Below are 22,303 nucleotides of genomic sequence, written 5' to 3'. Positions count from 1 at the left end.
ACTAAGTGCTTTAGAAATATTGTAAAGCGATAATATAAGTTGAATAATTTCCTTTTGATATTTTTTGAAGATAAGTAATTAAAAAAAATCCATTTCTATAGAAATAAGCTATAATTCTTACTCTTCAGTATCCAATACGTTTGATCTTGAAACTGGCAAAAAACTCTCTATAATATTTTAATTATTATGACGCTGAAACAAATGAAGCATGTGGTTAATTTTTTTGAATGCAATTTCAAAACAGTATCTTTTGCAAGATTATCTATTTTGTGTATTATGTGTGCGGTAAGCTTTCAAAAGCTTTTTGCTCAAAATACCTTGCCTCTTGCAGATCTCTCTTTTTTTCAAAGCCCTGGTCCGTCCTGGAAACTTGCTGGCGATGTTACAGGTTCTATTACTCAAAAAGAAGTCTTAAACACTACACCAGGAACAGGTGTTTTGGTAAATCTTCCAAGTAAAAGTAGTCCCGGCAAAGATCTTATTTCAAATCTTCAACATGGAGATATGGATTTGGAATTGGATTATATGATGGCTTTGGGATCTAATTCCGGAATTTATATGCAGGGACGTTACGAAATTCAATTGCTTGATAGCTGGGGAGTTATTAATCCAAAAGCTGGTGATAACGGAGGCATTTACGAGCGGTGGAATGAAAGCAAGCCAGAAGGGCAGAAAGGTTATGAGGGGCATGCGCCCAGGCAAAATGCCAGCCGTGCGCCGGGATTATGGCAACACATAAAAATCTCTTTTCAGGCTCCGCAATTTAATGCACAGGGCAAGAAAACTGATAATGCTAAAATATTACGGGTGGAATTAAATGGAGTTCCCATCCAGGAAAATGTAGAAATGTCAGGACCTACCCGCGGAGCTATGGGTACTGATGAAGTAGCAAAAGGTCCGTTGCGCTTTCAGGGTGATCACGGTCCGGTTGCTTTCAGAAACGTGAAAATAACTACTTACGATAAGCCTCGCCCGGAGCTTTTGAATTTGAAGTATTCGATTTATAAAGGTAAATATGAAGCAGAGCCTGATTACAAAAACTTGCCACCTGAAGCTAAAGGAACATCAGTTATTCTTTCTTCAAATGTAAACAACATTCAGAATGAATTCCTGATACGGTATACAGGTACAATGAGGGTAAAGGAAGCAGGCGAATATAATTTTAACTTAAGTACCCCGGGTGGCAAGGGATTATTAAAAATAAAAGATCAAACGGTAATACCGGTAGGAGGGCAGGGGAGAGCAACCGGTAAGGTTACATTACCAGCCGGAGATTTTCCTTTTGAGTTGTTGTATTCTAAGTTTGTTGATTTTGCTAAACCTGCACTTGGCTTAGCCGTTGCCGGTCCTGGCATCCGCGAATACGTGATAAGTGATGCAAACGTTGCATCAGGAGAAGCAATTGATCCTATTTTAATTAATGCCCCTGTAAATACTATACTGAGAAGTTTTGTTGATATTGATACATTTAAGGTAACACATGCAGTAAATGTAGGCAGTACTCAGCAGGTTCATTATACATATGACATGGATAAAGGAATGATTGTACAGGTTTGGCGTGGAGGCTTTTTAGATGCGACTCCTATGTGGCATTCAAGAGGCGATGGATCAAGTCGCCCGGTAGGAATGGTACAGCGATTTGGTAAACCTTTGCTTGCATTAGAAAAACTTATTTCTTCTAATGCAGCCTGGTCTGCAGATACTTCAGGCACCGGTTACCGTCCAAAAGGCTATGTTTTAGATGATAGCGACAGACCGGCATTTCGTTACATCATTTACAATACAATGGTAAATGATGTAACCCGTGTTTTGCCGAATAGCCAGGGAATCCATCGGGAAATATCACTGCAAACTGCTACGCCTAATCTATACGTGCGTCTCGCAGAAGCAAATAATATTGAAACTGTTTCTGATGGATTGTATCTTTTAAATGACAAGACATATTACATTAGAATTGATGACGGGGGCAATGCAAAGCCGGTCATTCGCAATGCAAACGGGCACAAAGAAATAATTATTCCCATTCAAAATAAAGTAAGTTATTCTATCCTTTTTTAAATTAACAGCAGATATGATTTATTCATTGAAAAATAGTTTTTACAGAAATAGTCTTGCTTTTATGCTGATTACGGTTGCCATAACAGGCTTTACTGTAAAAGGATGGTCGCAGTCAGAGTCAGCAAAAGAAGAAGATTATTTTAAAATAATGAGAGTGCCGGCGCCTGAAGGTGTAATACTGGAAGTTGGCGGACTTTGTACATTACCCAATGGAGACCTGGCTGCAACTACCCGCCGGGGTGATGTGTTTATTGTTGAAAATCCTACCAGCCAGCATCCCTTCTTTAGAAAGTTTGCAACGGGTATGCACGAGGTGCTTGGCGTAGCTTATAAAGACGGAGCATTGTATTGTGCCCAACGCGGAGAACTTACCAAACTGGTAGATTCTAATATGGATGGCAAAGCCGATGTTTATGAAACGGTTTATGCATGGCCTATAACAGGCAACTATCATGAGTACAGCTATGGACCTAAAATAGCTGCTGATGGCTCTTTCTTTGTAACCCTAAATTGTACCTGTCCTCCGGCATGGTGGCATATGCGAAGCCTTGCACCTTGGAGAGGTTGGGCACTGCGTATACAGGAAGATGGAAGCATGGAGCCATGGGCAGCAGGCATGCGTTCACCTTGTGGTATTAGTATGATTGATGACCAATTATTTTACACTGATAACCAGGGAGACTGGGTGGGGTCAGGCAGTGTCATGCCTATAAGAAAAGGAGCCTTTATGGGTCATCCTGCAAGTTTAGTGTGGGCTAATATGCCTAACTCGCCAGTAAAAGTGAGGCAGGAGGACATATTTTCAAAAAATCCTCCTCCGCCAATAGAATTTGATAAGGATGGCCAGGAGATAAAACCGCAGAATAGTGAAACTAAAAAATTTGTAACAGAATTTGAAATGAAAAAAGATGTTCCTGATTTGCAGTTGCCAGCGGTTTGGTTGCCACATGGCATTTTAGGTATTTCTAACTCAGAAATTGTAAAAATACCTGAAGGAACATTCGGACCATTTGCAGGCCAGTTGCTCGTCGGAGATCAGGGACAAAGTATGATTGACCGCGTATTTATGGAAAAAGTGAATGGAGAATATCAAGGCGCTTCCTTTGCATTCAGAAGTGGTTTCCAATCCGGTATTGTCCGTTTAACCTGGGCAAAAGATGGTTCTTTGTTTGCAGGAGAAACTAACCGCGGTTGGGGATCGGCGGGAGAAGCGACAGAGGGTATTCAGAGGTTAGTATGGAACAACCGCATACCGTTTGAAATGAGAGCTGTAAGGGCAATGCCTGATGGTTTTGAAATTGAATTTACAAAGCCGGTTAATGAAAAATATGCCGAAGATTTATCATCCTATTCTGTTGAGAGCTACATATATAAATACCAGGGAGTTTATGGTAGTCCTCCTGTAAATACGCAAAAATGTATTGTAAAAGGAGTGAAGGTGTCAGACGATGGAATGAAAGCCAGGATAATTGTAGATAATCTTCGCAGGTATTACATTCATACCATTACTTTAAACGGAATACAGGATCAGGAAAATTCAAATTCACTTGTGCATCCTGTAGCCTATTATACTTTAAACAATATTCCTGAAGGTGCTAAACTTGCACTGGCACAAGTAAGTACTAAAAACTCAGGCAAGGGAAAAATTTCTGCTACGACATCAAAAAGGGAAGCATCTGCAAAAGGGAATGCAGCTTCGGCAGATGAAGATAAAGCTGACGCCGGTATAAAAAAATCGTCAGCCAAAGCAGCAACACAAGCGAAAGCGCCCACTTACGACGATGTTAAAAACCTGCTTCAAAAAAATACTTGCCTTGCCTGTCATAACGCCAATACAAGACAGGTAGGACCGGCTTATAAAGATGTGGCCAAAAGAAAGTATACAGTTGCACAAATTATTCAGCTAATTCACAATCCAAAACCTGAGCATTGGCCTGATTATTCAACTCCAATGCCTCCAATGCCGCAGGTTCCAAATGAAGAAGCACGTAAAATTGCGGAATGGATAAAATCATTGGAAAAATCAAAATAACTATTTTGCGTATCGTTAACTATCATACCGTTTAAAGGAATTGGAATATTAATAAAAGAGATTACCTAATATTGAATTTTTAAAAATAAAAAGTACATGAGAAAAATTGCGATTTTATCAGTTTCTTTAATCTGCGCTTCATTTATAACTAATGCACAGACACCTGAAAAGATGAGGCCTGAAGAAACTGAATTTTATTTGCCCATTCCTCCGGTAATCACACCGGGTGCCGCGTACGGTGATGCTCCTTCTGATGCGATTGTTTTATTTGATGGTACAAACCTCAATCAATGGATATCCTCTAAAGACTCTACTGCTGCTAAATGGACTGTTGCTGATCATGCAATGACTGTAAATAAAGCAACCGGAGATATTCAGACAAAAAGAACATTTACTGATTATCAACTGCATATCGAATATCGGATACCTGCTAATATAACCGGGTCAGGACAAGCGCGCGGTAACAGTGGGATCTTCCTCGCAGCTCTTCCATGGGGTGCAGGCGGATATGAGTTGCAAGTGCTGGATAATTATAAAAATCCTACTTACGTAAATGGGCAGGCGGGTAGTATTTATAAACAGTCTGTTCCTTTGGTTAACGCATGTCGTAAACCAGGTGAATGGCAGACCTATGATGTTATCTGGACTGCTCCTCAATTTAATTCTCATGGAGTTTTAAAATCCCTTGCACGGGTTACTGTTTTTCACAATGGAATTCTTGTACAAAACAATACTAACGTTTTAGGAGATACTCCATATATCGGGCAACCTTCCTATCGCAAGCATGGACCAGCCCCAATTAAATTACAAGCCCACGGCGATAAAAGCGAGCCTATAAGTTATCGTAACATTTGGGTAAGGCCTTTGTAAAGTAACAGCTGAATTTTTTCTTTTTATGAAGGACGAGCCATGATTGGTTCGTCCATTTTATTTATTATTATTTCGCAATTTCATTTGTGAAATGTATGTATGGAAAACATTGCGGCATGTGCGTGTCATAAACGCCGTGCTTGCTTAGTACCCAGGCCGGATGTGGTTGTACTTCCTGTCCCGAAGGAGTCATTTTTTGGAACCTCCCTAAAAAAATTCGCCATATGTCTCCTTCTTTCGGCGGCAGCGATTTTCCATTGGCCAGCCACTTCATGCTTTTCCACGGTATGGCAATTTCAAGTGTCCATCCTTTATCAACATGCCCCGGATCATTAATTTTTCCATCTACTTTAACTGCTGTTTTTAATCCCGGCATATCATAATCCAGAAAGGCCCATCTTAGTCCTCTTGGATTTCTGCCCCACCAGAAAGATTCACCAGATCGGTCATAATCTCCGCCAAATGTCATTGCCTTTTCTTTAAATACATCAAATTCAGCTACATCAAACCTGCAGCCTTTTTTATAAGCATCTTTCCATATAAAAAATACTTCATAAACGGTGTTTAATGCATTCACTTCAAGTTCGTAGTAACAGTCTCCGCCGTCGATAAAAACTTCAAGGTCATTTTCCAGAAATACAATAGAATCTCTTTCTTTTTGAGTAGCAGCCACAAACGGTTCTTCTGCCCAAAAAGCGATGTACAAGTTTTCATCGTCCCATAAAGCTGCCGACCGTGTATCAAATAAACCTGGTTCACCTGTTACCATATCTACAAATCTCCCAGACTTTTCACAGTTGCTCCATTCTGGTTTATTGAGGTCTCCATTAATTTCAATTCCCTTTTCAATTTTACGACACCAATAGTTCGTAATCCCGTTCTCGTTACCGCTGTTTGGGGTTTTTTCGTTCATCTTTTTATTTTTCTGGCTTGTTTCATTAAAAGTAGCATATCCTTACTAATATCTAAAGTGTTACGGAGACAAATGAAAACAGGATGCTGAAATAATTTAAGTTTCCCTACAGATGATCCGTCACAATTCGTGACACATAACAATATTAATAGCGAATAACTGCAGATTATGCTGATTATTCCATTCGTATTGTTCACGCCTCTTTAGCGGTTTGGGCTTTCCCTGCTATATTTGCATTTTGCAAAAAAGTAGTGTAAATGACAATTAGCTATAATTGGTTAAGCGAATACCTTCCTGAAAGAATTGAACCACAAGAGCTTTCAAAAATTTTAACTTCAATAGGGTTAGAAGTTGAAAGCCTTGAACAATTTGAAAGTATTAAAGGTGGTTTACAAGGCGTAGTTATTGGGCAGGTTGTTGACTGCCAACAACATCCCAATGCGGATAAACTGAAACTTACAAGGGTAAATATTGGTAATGGCGGACCGTTGAAAGTTGTTTGTGGAGCTCCAAATGTTGCTGTGGGACAAAAAGTTTTGGTAGCAACTATTGGTACAACAATTTATCCTGTTGATGGCCAACCGCTTACTATGAAAGCTGCAAAAATAAGAGGTGAAGAAAGCCAGGGGATGATTTGCGCTGAGGATGAAATTGGACTGGGTACAAGTCACGAGGGAATACTGGTTTTACCTGATAATGTTGTGGTCGGTATGAAGGCAGCCGAGTATTTTAAACCATATACAGACTGGATTTTTGAAATTGGATTAACGCCAAACAGAATGGATGCAATGAGTCATTTTGGGGTGGCGAAAGATGTGTGTGCTTACCTCTCCCATCACACATTAAAAGATGTAAAAGCCAAAAGTCCTTTTCCACATAGTTTTAAAGCAGACAATAATAATTACCCAATAAAAGTAATTATTGAAAATAGGGAAGATTGTAAGCGCTACTCAGGGTTAACAATAACGGGGCTGACGGTTAAAGAAAGCCCTAAGTGGTTAAGCGATAAATTAATTGCCATAGGTCAAAGGCCTATTAATAACATTGTAGATATTACCAATTATGTTTTGCATGAGACGGGACAGCCCTTGCATGCATTTGATGCAGACGCTATAAAAGGAGGCGTGGTTATAGTAAAAGACCTGCCGCAGGACGAAATATTTATAACGCTTGATGAAAAGGAAAGAAAGCTGGACAGTACAGATTTAATGATTTGCAATGCAGAAGAAGGCATGTGTATTGCCGGAGTTTTCGGTGGTGCAAAAAGCGGTGTAAAGCAGGAAACAAAAAGTATTTTTCTTGAAAGCGCCTGGTTCAATCCTACAAGCATTCGAAAAACATCTTTCCGGCATGGATTGAGAACCGAAGCGGCTGCAAGATTTGAAAAAGGTGTAGACATTTCAAATGTTGTCGATGTTTTAAAACGTGCGGCCTTACTAATTAAAGAAGTGGCAGGCGGAGAAATTTCGTCTGATGTTATTGATGTTTATCCTTCGCCAGAGGAGAAGACAAAAATTACTATAAGGTACAGTTACCTAAAAAAATTAAGTGGAAAAAATTACCAGGCCGATACTGTAAAAAGGATACTGACAAGTCTTGGTTTTGACATTATAAAGGAAACGCAAGATGAATTAACGGTTGCAGTCCCCTTTAGCAAACATGATATTAGTTTGCCTGCCGACATTGTTGAAGAAATTCTAAGAATAGATGGTCTTGATAATGTAGAGATATCTGGTATGATGACAATATCTCCATCTTCTGATGAAAACATTTTAAAAGAAAATCTGAAGGAGAAAGTCGCAGGCTACCTCACTGGTCTCGGTTTTAGCGAAATTGTTACCAATTCCATCACAAACAGTCAGTATTATAGTGCAGAAACTTTGTCCGGTACGGTAAAAATGATTAACAGCTTAAGTTCTGATTTAGATGTAATGCGTCCGTCAATGATTGAAACCGGATTGGAAACGGTAGCTTATAATTTAAACAGGAAAAACAAGGATCTCGCTTTTTTCGAATTCGGGAAAACTTATCATTCCACCGGAGTGGGCAATTATACTGAGAAGGAGCATCTTGCATTGTATCTTACCGGCGAAAGTAAACCTGCTTCATGGAAATCCAAATCTGCAAACGGTGATTTTTACCTTGCGAAGGGTATTGCTGATGGCTTAATAAAATTGTGTGGATTAGAGTCTCCTCCATTTATAGCAACACACGAAACGGGATTTTTAACTTCGATATCAGCAAAAATTGGAGATAAATCATTAGTAACTGTTGGCGAAATTTCTTCCGATAAACTAAAAATGTTCGATGTAAAGCAGCCTGTGCTTTATATTGATTTTGATTGGATTTTGCTGCTTCAGTCAGTGGCTTCTAAAAAAATTACTTATACAGAAGTATCAAAATTCCCTGCTGTACAGAGAGACCTTGCGATAGTTGTAAATAAAAATATCACTTTTAATGGTTTGGAACAGGTAGTTGAAAAGTTGAAAATATCTAAATTACAGAATGTCCAATTGTTTGACATTTTTGAAAGTGAAAAGTTAGGAACGAATAAAAAGTCGATGGCGCTGAGTTTCACTTTTATAGATGAGGAAAAAACGATGACAGATAAAGAGATTGATGCTATGATGAACCGGCTGATTAAAGGTTTTGAAACAGAGTTAGGTGCCGAGATAAGAAAATAATTCTCTAATTTGATTGCAATGAATGCTATAGATGAGCAAATACAACGAATTGAAGATAAGGTGCTGCTATTGCTGAAAGAATACACGTCTGCTCAAAAAGAGATTCAGCGTCTGCAGAAAGAAAACAACAGGGTAAATGAATTATTGCAATCATACAATAATGAGACTAAAAAGCTCAATCAGAAGGAAGATTTGTTGAAAGTGAGCGTAGAAAATCTTACAGATCAGTCAAAAAAAGACCTCGAAAAAAGAATAGACTCGTATTTAAAGGATATTGACAAATGTCTTGCACTTCTTCATTCTTAAAAAATATGTCACAGCAACTTATTCCCATAAATATAATAGTCGCAGACCGTAGTTACCGGTTAAGAATAGAACCTGAAGACGAGGAGATGGTAAGAAAAACTATTAAAAAGCTCAACGAAAAAATTGTAGATTATAAAACAAACTTTGCGGGAAAAGATATGCAGGATTACGTATCTATGGTTTTGCTATGGTACGCCACCGAACAACAAAAACCTACGCCAACAGAGATTTATAATACCAGCAGTCAGGAAAAGCTAAATAAAATAGAGGAGTTGTTAAATAAGACACTTTCTGCAAAATGAGCTGCTTTTACTAACGTAGTTGCATGTCGAACGAATATTATTCCTTTAGGTAAAACTAAATAAAGAATTTACCACCTTTTTAATTTTTTAATTCCCCGGGATATTTTCCTTGTTATTGAGAATAAATAGTTCATTTGAATTGATCCAAATACTGATCTATTTGGAAAAGCTTCATGCACGGAGAAAACTCCAAATTTTCTAAATTCAATTCACCATTGGGTTACCTACTATAGTCACTACTCTAAACCTGCGTTTATCGTTGATAAATAATTATCTTCGCACACTTATAACTTGTCCACCTATTAATTTGGAGGATTAAAGAATATGAATTAACTTTTAAAAACAAAATAAAGCATGGATTCGATAGTAATTACCATTATAATAGGCATGGTAGGAATAATTGCCGGAATTATAGCGGGAAAGTTCATTTTTGCAAAAGACACTAAAAAACAGATTGAAGACGCAGAGCAACAAGCCCGAAGAATTATTTCTGATGCACAAACGCAAGCTGAAACGCTTAAGAAAGAAAAAATAGTTGAAGCGAAAGAAAAATTCGTTCAATTAAAAGGCGAGCACGACAAAGAAGTATTTGAAAGAAACCGAAAAATAAGTGATGTAGAAAACCGAATAAAACAGAAAGAGGTTTCTTTAAATCAGAAAGAGGTAAATTTAGACAAACAATTAAAAGATAATGAGGCAATAAAAGAAAATTTAAACCGTCAACTGGATGTTGTAAGTCAAAAAAGAACAGAATTAGAAAAACACCAGGAAGAACATATTCGACGGCTTGAAAAAATTGCTGCTCTCACAGCTGATGAAGCAAGAAATCAATTAATCGAGAGCCTTAAGCAGGAAGCCCAAAGCCGCGCATTGAGCCTGCAGCAAGATATAATAGACGATGCTAGGCAAAAAGCTAATAAAGAGGCTCGCAAAATTATTATTCAAACAATTCAACGGACGGCTGCCGAACAGGCTATTGAAAATGCTGTAAGTGTATTCAATCTTGAAACAGATGAAATTAAAGGCCAGATTATCGGGCGTGAAGGAAGAAATATCAGGGCAATAGAGGCTGCCACAGGGGTAGATTTAATAGTAGATGATACTCCCGAAGCAATTGTTCTTTCATCGTTTGATCCGCTACGCAGAGAGATTGCCCGCCTGAGTTTGCAACGTCTTATTTCTGACGGTCGTATTCACCCTGCAAGAATAGAAGAGGTTGTTGAAAAAACCCGCAAACAACTGGAAGAGCAGATTATGGAAATCGGTGAACGTACTGTAATAGAACTGGGTATACATGGTCTGCATAAAGAACTGGTACGCATTGTAGGAAAAATGCGGTTTAGGTCATCTTACGGGCAAAACTTATTGATGCATAGCCGGGAAGTGGCAAATTTGTGCGGGCTAATGGCGAGTGAGTTAGGTTTAAACCCCAAACTTGCCAAGCGTGCAGGATTGTTGCATGACATAGGCAAAGTTCCTGATGAAGAAACTGAACTGAGTCACGCATTGTTGGGAGCTAAACTTGCAGAAAAGTATGGGGAAAATCCGGCGGTGGTAAATGCAATTGGCGCCCACCACGATGAAATGGAAATGCAATATGTTATTTCTCCTGTCATCCAGGCATGTGATGCTATAAGTGGTGCCCGTCCAGGAGCGCGTAGGGAAATAATGCAGCAATACCTTCAAAGAATAAAAGAACTCGAAACCCTAGCACTTACTTACCAGGGGGTTGAAAAAGCGTATGCCGTACAAGCAGGACGTGAGCTGAGAGTAATTGTAGAAGCCGATAAGGTTACAGATATTGATAGTGATAAGTTAAGTTTTGAGATTGCTCAAAAAATTCAAACAGATATGACTTACCCGGGGCAAATAAAAGTGACAGTAATAAGAGAAAAAAGAGCAGTTAACATAGCAAGATAATTATTTTAGAGTTCGTGATGAGACAGCCGCCCTTTTTTGGCGGCTGTTTTATTTAATATTACTGTCCATGCAACCAATTTGCCGGATAAAGGAGTCTTAGATTGTAAGGTTCTTTTTAAAACTATTCCAATTCCTGTAAAAAGCATGTCAATTACCTGATCAACCATTTGTATTTTTTCAAAATCAGAAGCAATTGTTTTATGAAATCATTTGTATCGTACCCGTTGCATTGCCAGAAAAGGTTATTGAATGAAATGGATAATAAGCACCAGAAAAACAGTTCAGGAGCTTCTAATATGCCAGGTAAAAAAGTAGGTACGGTAGAAGGAACAATAGTGAAATGTGGTACTGAGGCAGAAGGTTTTTCGAGGATAGCTATTTTTCGGAAATTAGTAGAAGCTCAATCTAATAAAAAGGTACTGGTTTTTGAAAAAGTTGCAAATGATTCCTGCTCCCACGACAGTAAAAGCAGCTTTATTTTGATGCAGAGGTCGGGAATAAATATCGATTATATTGTCAAGACCCTATTAAAAGGGGTGAATGAAAAAATCAGTTTTGTTGCCGGTAACCTCAATAATTCAATTCCAAAATATCTGATTGATAATCCTGAGCTAAAGATTTCTTTCCTTAATATTGATTTAAATGGTTATGAAGCAACTTTAACCACGCTCCAATTTTTTTATCCCCGTTTAGTTAATGGCGGTATTCTTATTTTTGACAATTATTATAAAAAAAGAGGAAATTATAACGCTTTCAATGATTATTTTGCATCTGCCGGCATCATAATTAATGATTGTTCTGGTAATAATGATTTTGTGATATCATGTGTAGAATAAAAGAAAAGCCTAAAAACTTTTTATATTAAAACTTTCCCCTTACCTTCGCAATCCGAAAAAATATTTGATATGAACGCTGTAGCTTTCGTGCATGAGCAGTTGACTGCTAAAAAAGAGGTCCCTAAATTTAAAGCAGGTGATAACATTACTGTTAATTATAAAATTATAGAAGGTAATAAAGAGAGAATTCAGTCTTTTAAAGGTGATGTAATTAAGAGGCAGGGGCAAGGCGCAACTGCTACTTTTACAGTACGTAAAATTTCTGACGGAGTAGGTGTAGAAAGGCTATTTCCTATAAATTCTCCAAATATTGATTCTATCATTCTCAATAAAGTAGGTAAGGTTCGCAGAGCTAAACTATTCTATCTTCGTGAGAGAAGTGGTAAGAGCGCAAGGATTAAAGAGAAGAGATATTAATTGAGAAATGTAAATAATATTATAATTTATACGGAAACTGGTGGTTTCCGTTTTTTATTTATAGCCTTTTCAAATCTTTACACGTATTTTACAGCTTCATTTTGAATTATACCAATAATATACACTTATTTTTGTAGTCTAAATTACACGCAATGTTTAATAACTTATTCATCGGAATGCCAGGCGGAAGTGAATGGATTTTAATTGTTCTTGCCGTATTAATTTTATTTGGTGGAAGAAAAATTCCAGAATTTATGCGCGGGCTTGGAAAAGGAATCCGTGAGTTTAATGATGCAAAGGATAATGTGAAGAAAGAAATTGAAGAAGGAATGAACGAGAAGGAAGTAAAAAAAGCTTCTGAGACTTCAACTATTCAGCAACCGTAATCTTCTTTTAATCATTAGTAGTTTTGCTTGATTTTCTTTCTGTCAAAGAATACCATACCTCATTAATAAACGGCCAGCACACTTGTGTGGAGGCCGTTTCGTTTTGTCTTGAAAAAATTTCTGCTACAGCTCATCTCAATGCCTGGCTTGAAGTTTTTGAAGCTGAAGCACTTGAAAGAGCAGATGAACTTGATAAAGCAAGACAAAATGGCCAACCTTTGGGCAAACTCCACGGAGTTATTGTAGGCCTTAAAGATGTTATCTGTTTCAAAGATCATAAAGTCTCTGCTTCTTCCCGAATTCTCGAAGGTTTTACTTCCGTGTATCATGCCACCGCAACTAAACGACTTCTTGACGAAGGCGCTATTATCTTGGGCCGACAAAATTGTGACGAGTTTGCAATGGGAAGCAGTAATGAAAATTCTGCTTTTGGTCCGGTAAAAAATGCAATAGACGAAGAAAGAGTACCAGGTGGGTCATCTGGGGGCTCGGCAGTGGCAGTACAGACCGGAAGTTGTATGATAAGCCTTGGCAGTGATACAGGTGGATCAGTGAGGCAGCCTGCTGATTTTTGTGGAATAATTGGTCTAAAACCTTCCTACGGTTGTATTTCGAGGTATGGGCTAATTGCTTATGCTTCGTCTTTTGATCAAATTGGAATTTTTGGAAAAAGTATTGAAGATGTTCGTTTAGTGCTCGATGTAATTGCAGGACCTGATGAATTTGACAGCACTGCATCTCAAAAACCTGCGATTACTGTCGTCGACACATCGAAGGAACAGAAATATAGGATATGTTATTTTAAAAATGCCTTAGAACATCCAAGCCTTGATCCGGTTATTGCAGCATCAATACAAGAACTTTTGCAAACAGCGGCTACGGTTGGGATAGAGATAGAAGGAATTGATTTTGAACTGCTTGATTATATTGTTCCCACTTATTATGTTCTTACTACTGCCGAAGCAAGCAGTAATCTTTCGCGTTATGACGGTATTAAATTTGGCTATAGAAATAAGCAAAAAAATATAGATCTCACAGATCTTTATAAACTTTCACGAAGTGAAGGCTTTGGCCCGGAAGTTAAAAGACGTATTCTTCTTGGAACTTTTGTCTTAAGTGAAGGTTACTATGATGCTTACTTTACTAAGGCCCAGCAAGTAAGAAGATTGCTTGTAGAAAAAACAAAATTAATATTTGAGCAATTTGATGCTATTATTTTACCGACGGTGCCCACTCCTGCTTATAGATTAGGGGAAAAGAAAGATCCGATCGAAATTTTTCTTGCGGACATCTACACGGTTTATGCAAATCTTGCCGGAATTCCTGCAATATCCCTTCCATTATTTAAAAATGAACAGGGCTTACCTTTTGGCGTACAAGTTATGTCTTCTCAACATAATGAAAAGCTCCTGCTCCGCCTATCAGAGTTGCTGATGAAAATAGAAACTCCCGCCGCTACTTCTGTTGATTAACTTTAAAATTCGCACTTTTTATAAAAGCCAGAACAATAGATTTTATCACTGTAAGGCTATAATAGAAATGTTGAACAGGACTCTGTTCAACATTTCTATTTCTTTTGGCCTTTTATGTACCTATGTAGGGATTGTTAAAACAATTACGTCTTAGACTATTCCAATTAATAATCGTCGTCATCTTCACTAAATTTCTTCGATGACGAACCGGAACCGAAAAGATCTCTAAACTCATCGTCCATTTTATAATCGTCGTCACTGTTTTTAGAGTTCTTGCCTAACGAAGATTTTTTAGAGGATTTCGGTAAATCGAATTCGTTAAAGTCCGGATCCCAGTCTTCGTCTTCTTCACCTTTGCTCAGGTTATCGTCATCCTCTTCAATCTCGTCAACAATATCATCGTCGTCAACAGAGCTTTTTGATGCCAATGACTTTCTAGGTGTTTCGTCCGCGTCTGTAAGGTCAAAATCATCTTCCTGAATAGCTTTTTTTGGTTTAGCTGAAGATTTTTTTATTCCCGTAGATTTTGACGAAACTTCTTTTTTAGGAGTATTTTCTTTATTTGATTTAGCGGGCATTTTGTACTAGGTTTTAGTATGTAAAATTTCGAACTGTTTTTTTATAAACCAAAAAATTTTTCATAAAAAAACTTCAACAAATGTTCTTTATAACCTTACAATTTGTTCGCGTCCTGGTCCGTTTGAGATGTACTTAACATCTGCTTTTACAAAGTCGTTGATAAAATGTACATACTCCCTCATCGTAGAAGGAAGATTGCTACTGTCTTTGGCGGAAGTAGTGTCCGTATTCCATCCTTTGAATGATTTCAATACAGGTTCAATCTTAATTTTAGAAATCTGGAAAGGAATTTCTTTCTTCTCTTCCCCGTTTACAAGATAGGAAGTACACATTTTCAATTCCTCAAATGAGTCTAATACATCTGCTTTGGTCATTACCATTTTTGTCACGCCATTTATCATGCAAGCATATTGCAACGCAACAAGGTCGATCCAGCCGCAGCGTCTGGGCCTGCCGGTAGTAGCACCAAATTCATTACCTATTTTACGCAATTCCTCTCCTGTTTCATCAAATAATTCTGTAGGAAAAGGCCCACTGCCAACTCTTGTACAGTATGCTTTGGTTACGCCAATTACTTCATTTATTTTCTGGGGAGCAACTCCTAAACCGGTACATACTCCTGCAGAAATAGTGTTGGATGACGTGACATACGGAAAGGTCCCAAAATCAATATCAAGCATGCTGCCCTGGGCACCTTCTGCAAGTATTTTTTTCCCTTCTGTAATTTTATTATTTAAAAAATATTCTCCATTTACGATATTTAACGAACGAAGAAACTCGATCGCATCAAAAAACTCGTCTTCCCATTCAGAAATATCTTCATTAAAATGAAAATTATCTAAAAGCCGCTGATGCTTTAATCGAAGTTTAATATAATTGGTGGTAAAAGTCTTGTCTAAAATATCGCCGACCCTAATTGCATTCCGGCCTGTTTTATCCATGTATGCCGGACCGATGCCCTTTAGTGTACTGCCTATTTTTTCTGTTCCTTTCGAAGTCTCAGAAGCTTTATCTAAAGCACGGTGGGTAGGAACAATAATGTTTGTTCTCTCAGATATATAAAGATTTTTTTTGACGTCAATACCAAAAGAAGCGACTAAATCACACTCTTTTTTAAGAATAACAGGATCAAGCACCACACCTCCTCCAATAAGGTTAATAGTGTTTTGATGAAAAATGCCAGAAGGAATTTGGTGCAAAACCACCTTTTTATCTTCTACATATAGAGTATGACCTGCATTTGGACCGCCCTGAAAGCGGGCAACAATGTCGTAATCAGGAGCAAAAAAATCAACTATTTTTCCTTTTCCTTCATCACCCCATTGCAAACCAAGAATTACATCAACCATTTTAAAGTTTATTTTTCGTGTTTTGCAAAAATAGTGGAAGTCGTTTATTATCGGGTACTAATTGCAATAATGGCAAAAGAATAATAAAATTGCCTAAAACTGTTTTACCATTGTTTTAGTCTGTGCTTGCCTGTCACACTAGAAGCCATCTATAATTTAATTATTTGCTACGGCATTGCTTGACCATTCCTTTACATTATCACAAGCCTGAAAATCTTTGTCAATCATAATGTAATAATTGGGAATGTGTGATTTGAACCATTTTTCAAGAACAGCATTCTTTTTTTCTTCTAATGCCCGCTGGGCAATTTTACTATAATCATCTTTAAGGCTTTCGCGGTGCGGTTCTGTTCGTGATTGAAGATAAATTAATCGAACTGCTTTTTTGCCTCTTTCATCAGTATATGCTATTGGCTGGGAGTATTCACCAACTTTCAGATTTTTAATAGCTAAAACCATGTCTTTATCCAGTTCATCAATTGTAACAAAGCTAGAACCGTCACGACCTTGTTTTGTTCCCCCGCTAAACTTACTTCCTTCATCTTCGCTGTACCTGTTAACTGCTTCGCCAAAACTGAGCGTACCTGCAAGTAATTTTGATCTTACTGAGTCTAGCTTTTCTAGTGATTCTTTTACCTCCGTATCTGTTACAGGAGGTATTCTGAGAATGTGACGTATTACTGCATCATCACCTGATCTGCTAACCATTTGAATAATGTGCAGACCAAACTTTGTCTTAATAACCTGGGATACCTGTCCTTCTTTTAACTTAAATGCCGCAGAAATAAAAGCAGGATCCCAAAATTTATCGTTACGGTTTATATTGTATTGTCCGCCCGACTCTTTACTCCCGGGATCTTCGGTATAAGATTTAGCTAGTTGTTCAAACTTTTTAGAACCGTCTTCTACCTGCTTTTTCCACTCATTCAATTCACGGGTTACGTAGCTCTCGACCTCACGGTTAGCCTTAGGATACACTACGATTTCACTAATCCCAAGTTCACTTTCGTAAAAAGGAAGACTATCTTTTGGTATCTTATCAAAATAAGCGCGAACCTCGGTAGGAGTCATTTTTACATTTTCTACTATCTTCTTTCTCATCTGGTCTGCTAAACTCCTTTCTCTGAATGGCTGCCTAAAATCTTCTTTTAACTGGTAAACTGATTTACCTGCCACTTCTTCCAAAACTTCTTTTGAACCATACTGCATAACAAAACCCCGTATCTGGTTGTCGAGCGAGGCTTCCAGGTCGTCTTCGTTTACAGGCAAGGAGTCTTTTTCGGCTTGCAAGACCAGCGCCTTTTCAATTAATGCTCTTTCTACCAATACACATTCAGGATTTGGAGGCAAAGGAGTACCTTGGCGCTGTGCATCTTGAATAGAATTATAAATATCTGAACGTAAAATAATTTTGTCACCTACTTGTGCTACAATTTTATCTGCTATTACTTTTTTCGGCTGAGCATAAATTGCGGCACTAAAACCGATTGTACAAGCAAAAAGAAATGATATAATTTTCATATTAATAGTAATGTATCAAAAATAGGTTTTTGTTGATACGGTTGGATTAAGAGACAAAAGTTTTTAACAAACTATTGGTGATAGTCTCAAAATAAAACCAGAGAAATCTCAATTTAAAGTGTAAGATTCTGAAGTTGTATTAAAATAATTCGGCGTAGCTGGGAAAGGAAATAAGGTATTGACAATTAATGGAAGAGAATTGCTTTTCTTTTAAATCTTTATTTTTGTCCGTTACTATTAATGGAAACTGCTGCTGGTATTGCTTACCAAATGTTTTTAGGGCAAGTGTCTCCATACTTATTATTAATAGGAAAGCCAATAATAAGTTCGTGAGTATTTTTTGTATATAATTTTAACCGGGAAGTAGTTGAAGCATCATACGAATAGGCAATATTAAAAGTATTTGACACAAATATTCCAGCCATTGCTGCAAATCCTCCCAGTTCGTCGCTAACTCTGCCACTTGCACCTATCCAAACTTTGTCCTGGAACTGTAGCTTTATATTAACATGTGTTTGCACAGGAAATGGTTTTATAAACTGTAGCATAACAGAAGGTAAAGCGGAGATATCATCACTTAAAAAAAAACGGTATCCTGCTGTTGCAAGAAATTGGGGTTCGTAATAACTTCCGTAATTACTGTTAGCTTTAAACTTGGCTTTACCTGGTATAATATTTAAAACTGAAACACCCGCAAAATAATCTGAAGAGTATAACCATAAGCCTGCACCAACTTCCGGCTTTATTTTTTTTAATTCTGTACTGGTATAACCTATAGCAGGATCATTTGGGTCTAGAGTTGCCCATTCAATTTTACTTCTGTCAAGACTAACCTGGGTCATTCCCGCAAGGAAGCCGGCAGATAAACTTGTTTTAGGTGTTAACCCTTTATGATAAGCTAAAGTTGCATAAGCAGAAAATCTACTGATATAACCTGTTTTGTCATTCATCAGAATTAAGCCCGCGCCATGATGAGCCTCAGGGGCAGTGTAACTTTCCCAATAAGCTTTGCCCCGTGGATTTTCTCCAGGTACCTGAAACGAAGTTGCAGTGGTGCGATAATCTTTTTTACCAATTGGTCCGTGAGCAGAAACATACATAGTAACAGGTGCTCCATTAATTCCTGTCCATTGATTGCGGTAACTCAGTTTTACATCTGTATAATTTTCTATTCCTGTAATGGCAGGATTTAAAATATAGTTATTGAGGATATATTGGGTAAAATATGGTTTTTGTTGTGCGAATGCATGCATCACTCCCGACATCATCAACATCACAAATATTAATTTCATAATATTTTTCTTTTATGCCTTCTACTTTACAACAGTTACGTAGCCTGTGAATGGTCTGCGTCCATTACCAGCCTCAATAACATAATAATATGTACCAAATGGTAATGATTTTCCATTCATAGTTCCATCCCATGGCTTAGCATATCCAAAGCTTTCGAATACTAACTGTCCATACCTGTTAAAAACCTGAACATGGTTTGCAGGATAATTACTCAGATTTGGTATTGACCATGTGTCATTGATTCCATCATTATTAGGGGTAAAAGTGTTTGGTATCTTAAAGGGCTTAAGCACTTTAACAAATACCTGGTCTTCATTTACACATCCGTTTATATCAGTAACTTTTAGTGTATATTGTATATCCTCCACACCTGTTACTAACGGATTTTTTATCATATTATTGTTCAGATATTTGTTAGGGGTCCATAAATATTTAAGATTTGTACCAGTTACATCAGGTTCTAAAGAAGTAGAGTTGGATTCAAGAATATATTGGTCGGGGCCCGCTTTTACAACAGGTGCAGGTGTGATAGTTATAATCATGTTATCAGATACACTTTGGCACTTTCCATTGCCGGTTGTTGTAAGCGCCAGTATTACTTTACCATTTCTTATATCCCTTTCTCCGGGAATATATGTTGTACTTAAATATCTATTAGAAGGACTAAATGTGCCGGTTCCGGAAGTGCTCCAAACTCCTCCGGTAGCAGTGGTTACTTGTCCGTTTAAAGTTACGTTTGCATTATTTGCACAAACACTTTGGTAACCACCAGCGTTGACAGTAGGTGCATTTGTAATTGTAACTACTAATGATGAAAGCGAAACGCGACAGCCATTATTGTTTGTTGAGGTTAAAGTCAGCGTTGCACTTCCGGTTGTAGTATCTAAAGTACCAGGGAGGTAGGTTGAAGATAAACTTGTATCGGACGGCAAGAATTTTCCCGTTCCACTTGTGCTCCAAATTCCTGTGCTACTTCCTCCTGATACTGTTCCTCCTATATGTATCAACGCATTATTCGCACAAACAGTTTGATTATTTCCTGCGCTCGCAGTTGCCAATTGTTTGATGACTGCTATTGTGTTTGCTGAATCACTTGTACAACCTTTTACAGTGGCTGTTACACTGTAAGTTCCTTCGTCAGATTTTGAAACATTACTGATTACCGGATTTTTGGAAGTTGATGTAAAACTGTTAGGACCAGTCCAAAAATATGTTGCCCCGGTAATCGTTGATACGAAAAAATTCAAGTCGGTTGCTTCGCAAACAGGGCCGCTATTAGTTACTGTTGGAGCAGCAGGTGTTTGATTTACAATAACACCAATTGATGAAGAAGTTGTACTTGGACAGCCGGCAGCAGTTATAGAAACCTTGTAAGTGCCACCGTTAGCTAATACAGCATTCGGTATGTTTGGATTTTGTGATGATGAAGTAAATCCATCAGGGCCAGTCCATGAATAATCTGCACCCGTAATTTCTGTTGCTGTTAATTGAATTGCTCCTCCTGAACAAACCGGTGAGTTGCTCGATAATTTAGGAGGTGTAGGATTAGCATTAATAATTACAGTAGCAGAATCAGCCAAACCTGTACAGCCGGCAATAGTTGCTGATACATAATACTTACCTGCGTTAGTAAACGTAGCATTTGCTATTGTTGGATTTTGTGTTGCTGATGTAAAACCATTTGGACCAATCCAGTTATAGGTCGCTTGCGCAATATCAGAAGCTGTTAAGTTTACTGTGCGTCCGTCACAAATCGGCGTGTTGTTTCCTGCAATTGGGGCTTCAGGAACATGTTTAATAGTGGCATTAGTGGATGCGGCAGCACTTGTACAACCGTTTACAGTTACTGTTACACTATATGTTCCCTCCCCTGCTGTTGTAATATTACTGATTACCGGATTTTGGGATGATGATCTGAAACCATTTGGGCCTATCCAATTATAGGTTGCTCCGGCAACAGTTGAAGCGAATAGTCTCAAACTGCTTCCCGCGCAAACAGGTCCGTTATTGCTCGCATTTGCCGCATCGGGTGTTTGGTTTACCGTCACTACAATAGTTCCTGAGCTTATGTTTGAACATCCCACCGAGCTTACAGAAACATTATATGTCCCAGCATTTGCAATGGCAGCACGTTCTATTATTAAATTTTGTACACCTGCTTTAAATCCATTTGGTCCTGTCCAACTATAAGTTGCACCCTTAGTTTCGGATGTTGTTAATAGCAGATCACCTCCTGAGCAAACCGGTGAATTGCTTGATACTATTGGAGTTTTTGGATTTTCATTAACAATAACAGTCGAAGAATCTGCTAATCCTGTACATCCTGCAACTGTCGCTTTTACAAAATATTTGCCTGAATTAATTGATGTAGCAGCAGATATGGTTGGATTTTGTGCGTGGGCTATAAATCCGTTAGGTCCGATCCAGTTGTAACTAGCGCCAGCAATGTTTGAAGCTGTTAATTGTAAGATTCCGCCTTCACATAATGGACCGTTATTAGTAATTTTTGGAGTAGTCGGAGTTGCATTTATTACAACAGTACTTATCCCTGGATCACTTGAACAACCATTAACGGTAACCGTGACTGAATAGGTTCCTGCATGAGCTAAAGTACTATTTGGTATGAAGAGGTTTTGCAAAGTTGAACTAAAACTGTTAGGCCCTGTCCAGCTAAACTTTCCACCTTCTATGGCTGCTGTTGTTAGAGTTAAATCAGTTCCTGTACAGATTGGTGAGTTGCTTTGTATCGAAGGTGTTTTAGGCTTAGGATTTACGGTAACGGTGTAAGAAAACCGAGTTCCCTGACAGCCATTAGCAAAAGGTGTAATGATATAGGTTACTATGATGGGCTCATTCGTAGTATTGATTAATACTTCTGTTATGGGGTTGGTGCTTTGTCCTGTTACTGACGAATTGCTGATGCCTGGTACTGTAGTCCTGCTCCAGTTATAAGTCGTACCGTTTACGCTGCTTGTAATGACATAGTTCTGTCTTGTATCACTGCATACAGTAGCTGCTGCGGGACTTGTAATCGTAGGTGTTGGATTTACGGTAACAGTGTAGGCAAACGGAATTCCCTGACAACCATTGGCAGTCGGTGCAATAGTATAAGTTACTTTAACCGGAACATTGGTGGTATTGGTTAAAAGTTCTGTTATGCGATTATTGCTTTGGCTAGTTATAGCAGTATTGCTGATACCTGTTATAGAAGCCCTGCTCCAGGAGTAGGCAGTACCGCTGACTGCTGAAGTGATGGTATAGTTCTGGGCGGTGTTATTACAGATAGTGGCTGTTGCTGCACTGGTCACGGTAGCGGTAGGGTTCACGGTAATGGTAAAGGTGGTAGGTGTACCCGTACAGGAAGC

At 38.2% G+C, this 22,303-nt stretch carries 18 protein-coding genes; 11 read left to right on the top strand and 7 right to left on the bottom strand.

Annotated features, from left to right (window positions below; all coding sequences use genetic code 11):
* Positions 1–186: 186 nt before the first annotated feature.
* The 3 genes from B154_RS0109155 (at position 187) to B154_RS0109145 (ending at position 4,960) form a co-directional block, all read left to right on the top strand.
* Positions 187–2,058, top strand: a complete 1,872-nt coding sequence (locus B154_RS0109155) for a 3-keto-disaccharide hydrolase (protein ID WP_018613622.1) — start codon at positions 187–189, stop codon at positions 2,056–2,058.
* 13 nt (positions 2,059–2,071) lie between these two features.
* Positions 2,072–4,090, top strand: a complete 2,019-nt coding sequence (locus B154_RS0109150) for a c-type cytochrome (protein ID WP_018613621.1) — start codon at positions 2,072–2,074, stop codon at positions 4,088–4,090.
* A 96-nt stretch (positions 4,091–4,186) separates the two neighbouring features.
* The gene (locus B154_RS0109145; RefSeq protein ID WP_018613619.1) at positions 4,187–4,960 is read left to right on the top strand and encodes a 3-keto-disaccharide hydrolase; all 774 of its coding nucleotides are present in this window, start codon (positions 4,187–4,189) and stop codon (positions 4,958–4,960) included.
* Between the two features lie 67 nt (positions 4,961–5,027).
* On the opposite strand, the gene B154_RS28105 is transcribed toward B154_RS0109145, so the two are convergent.
* A complete protein-coding gene (locus B154_RS28105; RefSeq protein WP_018613617.1) occupies positions 5,028–5,873 on the bottom strand; it encodes a carbohydrate-binding family 9-like protein in 846 nt (281 codons plus the stop codon).
* A gap of 257 nt (positions 5,874–6,130) precedes the next feature.
* Between B154_RS28105 and pheT the strand changes: the two genes are divergently transcribed.
* The 4 genes from pheT to rny all read left to right on the top strand — a co-directional run bounded on the left by pheT (position 6,131) and on the right by rny (position 11,085).
* On the top strand, positions 6,131–8,557 hold the full coding sequence (gene pheT, locus B154_RS0109135; protein ID WP_018613616.1) for a phenylalanine--tRNA ligase subunit beta: 2,427 nt from the start codon (positions 6,131–6,133) through the stop codon (positions 8,555–8,557).
* An 18-nt stretch (positions 8,558–8,575) separates the two neighbouring features.
* The gene (locus B154_RS0109130; RefSeq protein WP_018613615.1) at positions 8,576–8,863 is read left to right on the top strand and encodes a hypothetical protein; all 288 of its coding nucleotides are present in this window, start codon (positions 8,576–8,578) and stop codon (positions 8,861–8,863) included.
* Positions 8,864–8,868: 5 nt separating this feature from the next.
* Positions 8,869–9,165, top strand: a complete 297-nt coding sequence (locus tag B154_RS0109125) for a cell division protein ZapA (RefSeq protein WP_018613614.1) — start codon at positions 8,869–8,871, stop codon at positions 9,163–9,165.
* Between the two features lie 354 nt (positions 9,166–9,519).
* Positions 9,520–11,085 carry a ribonuclease Y gene (rny, locus tag B154_RS0109120; protein WP_018613612.1) on the top strand — a complete coding sequence of 522 codons (1,566 nt, stop codon included), beginning with the start codon at positions 9,520–9,522 and terminating at the stop codon, positions 11,083–11,085.
* A 5-nt stretch (positions 11,086–11,090) separates the two neighbouring features.
* Here the strand turns inward: rny and B154_RS32275 are convergent, their stop codons facing one another.
* Positions 11,091–11,252 (bottom strand): hypothetical protein, encoded by a 162-nt coding sequence (locus B154_RS32275; protein WP_018613610.1) that lies wholly within the window; start codon positions 11,250–11,252, stop codon positions 11,091–11,093.
* Between the two features lie 33 nt (positions 11,253–11,285).
* Here B154_RS32275 and B154_RS0109110 point away from each other — a divergent pair, with 33 nt between their 5' ends.
* From B154_RS0109110 to gatA, 4 genes are all read left to right on the top strand, one after another.
* Positions 11,286–11,921 carry a TylF/MycF/NovP-related O-methyltransferase gene (locus B154_RS0109110; protein WP_018613608.1) on the top strand — a complete coding sequence of 212 codons (636 nt, stop codon included), beginning with the start codon at positions 11,286–11,288 and terminating at the stop codon, positions 11,919–11,921.
* Between the two features lie 69 nt (positions 11,922–11,990).
* Positions 11,991–12,338: a 50S ribosomal protein L19 gene (gene rplS / locus B154_RS0109105; protein ID WP_018613607.1), complete on the top strand. Its 348-nt coding sequence runs from the start codon at positions 11,991–11,993 to the stop codon at positions 12,336–12,338.
* A gap of 152 nt (positions 12,339–12,490) precedes the next feature.
* Entirely contained in the window at positions 12,491–12,724 is a 234-nt protein-coding gene (locus tag B154_RS0109100; protein ID WP_026260071.1) for a Sec-independent protein translocase subunit TatA/TatB, read from the top strand.
* A 23-nt stretch (positions 12,725–12,747) separates the two neighbouring features.
* Positions 12,748–14,196, top strand: a complete 1,449-nt coding sequence (gene gatA / locus B154_RS0109095) for an Asp-tRNA(Asn)/Glu-tRNA(Gln) amidotransferase subunit GatA (RefSeq protein WP_018613605.1) — start codon at positions 12,748–12,750, stop codon at positions 14,194–14,196.
* 164 nt (positions 14,197–14,360) lie between these two features.
* On the opposite strand, the gene B154_RS0109090 is transcribed toward gatA, so the two are convergent.
* The 5 genes from B154_RS0109090 to B154_RS0109070 form a co-directional block, all read right to left on the bottom strand.
* Positions 14,361–14,774 (bottom strand): hypothetical protein, encoded by a 414-nt coding sequence (locus B154_RS0109090; protein WP_018613604.1) that lies wholly within the window; start codon positions 14,772–14,774, stop codon positions 14,361–14,363.
* A gap of 87 nt (positions 14,775–14,861) precedes the next feature.
* Complete coding sequence (locus tag B154_RS0109085) at positions 14,862–16,124, bottom strand: adenylosuccinate synthase (protein ID WP_018613603.1); 1,263 nt, start codon at positions 16,122–16,124, stop codon at positions 14,862–14,864.
* Positions 16,125–16,280: 156 nt separating this feature from the next.
* A complete protein-coding gene (locus B154_RS0109080; RefSeq protein WP_018613601.1) occupies positions 16,281–17,645 on the bottom strand; it encodes a peptidylprolyl isomerase in 1,365 nt (454 codons plus the stop codon).
* A gap of 263 nt (positions 17,646–17,908) precedes the next feature.
* Positions 17,909–18,937, bottom strand: a complete 1,029-nt coding sequence (locus tag B154_RS0109075) for a PorP/SprF family type IX secretion system membrane protein (protein WP_026260070.1) — start codon at positions 18,935–18,937, stop codon at positions 17,909–17,911.
* A 21-nt stretch (positions 18,938–18,958) separates the two neighbouring features.
* Positions 18,959–22,303, bottom strand: a 3,345-nt coding sequence (locus B154_RS0109070) for a T9SS C-terminal target domain-containing protein (RefSeq protein ID WP_018613597.1), incomplete at its 5' end; no start/stop codon positions are given.

It is taken from the genome of Segetibacter koreensis DSM 18137, assembly GCF_000374045.1.
GTDB lineage: Bacteria > Bacteroidota > Bacteroidia > Chitinophagales > Chitinophagaceae > Segetibacter > Segetibacter koreensis.
Note: the sequence above shows the minus strand (reverse complement) of the source record. Positions and strands in the feature narration are given on the sequence as shown.

What these genes read in the sequence shown, in the direction of transcription:
- B154_RS0109125 (WP_018613614.1), top strand. Translation starts at nt 8,869, where the DNA reads ATGTCACAGCAACTTATTCCCATAAATATAATAGTCGCAGACCGTAGT.
- rplS (WP_018613607.1), top strand. Translation starts at nt 11,991, where the DNA reads ATGAACGCTGTAGCTTTCGTGCATGAGCAGTTGACTGCTAAAAAAGAG.
- B154_RS0109150 (WP_018613621.1), top strand. Translation starts at nt 2,072, where the DNA reads ATGATTTATTCATTGAAAAATAGTTTTTACAGAAATAGTCTTGCTTTT.
- B154_RS0109145 (WP_018613619.1), top strand. Translation starts at nt 4,187, where the DNA reads ATGAGAAAAATTGCGATTTTATCAGTTTCTTTAATCTGCGCTTCATTT.
- pheT (WP_018613616.1), top strand. Translation starts at nt 6,131, where the DNA reads ATGACAATTAGCTATAATTGGTTAAGCGAATACCTTCCTGAAAGAATT.
- B154_RS32275 (WP_018613610.1), bottom strand. Translation starts at nt 11,252, where the DNA reads ATGGTTGATCAGGTAATTGACATGCTTTTTACAGGAATTGGAATAGTT.
- B154_RS0109100 (WP_026260071.1), top strand. Translation starts at nt 12,491, where the DNA reads ATGTTTAATAACTTATTCATCGGAATGCCAGGCGGAAGTGAATGGATT.
- B154_RS28105 (WP_018613617.1), bottom strand. Translation starts at nt 5,873, where the DNA reads ATGAACGAAAAAACCCCAAACAGCGGTAACGAGAACGGGATTACGAAC.
- B154_RS0109130 (WP_018613615.1), top strand. Translation starts at nt 8,576, where the DNA reads ATGAATGCTATAGATGAGCAAATACAACGAATTGAAGATAAGGTGCTG.
- rny (WP_018613612.1), top strand. Translation starts at nt 9,520, where the DNA reads ATGGATTCGATAGTAATTACCATTATAATAGGCATGGTAGGAATAATT.
- B154_RS0109080 (WP_018613601.1), bottom strand. Translation starts at nt 17,645, where the DNA reads ATGAAAATTATATCATTTCTTTTTGCTTGTACAATCGGTTTTAGTGCC.
- B154_RS0109110 (WP_018613608.1), top strand. Translation starts at nt 11,286, where the DNA reads ATGAAATCATTTGTATCGTACCCGTTGCATTGCCAGAAAAGGTTATTG.
- B154_RS0109090 (WP_018613604.1), bottom strand. Translation starts at nt 14,774, where the DNA reads ATGCCCGCTAAATCAAATAAAGAAAATACTCCTAAAAAAGAAGTTTCG.
- B154_RS0109155 (WP_018613622.1), top strand. Translation starts at nt 187, where the DNA reads ATGACGCTGAAACAAATGAAGCATGTGGTTAATTTTTTTGAATGCAAT.
- B154_RS0109075 (WP_026260070.1), bottom strand. Translation starts at nt 18,937, where the DNA reads ATGAAATTAATATTTGTGATGTTGATGATGTCGGGAGTGATGCATGCA.
- B154_RS0109085 (WP_018613603.1), bottom strand. Translation starts at nt 16,124, where the DNA reads ATGGTTGATGTAATTCTTGGTTTGCAATGGGGTGATGAAGGAAAAGGA.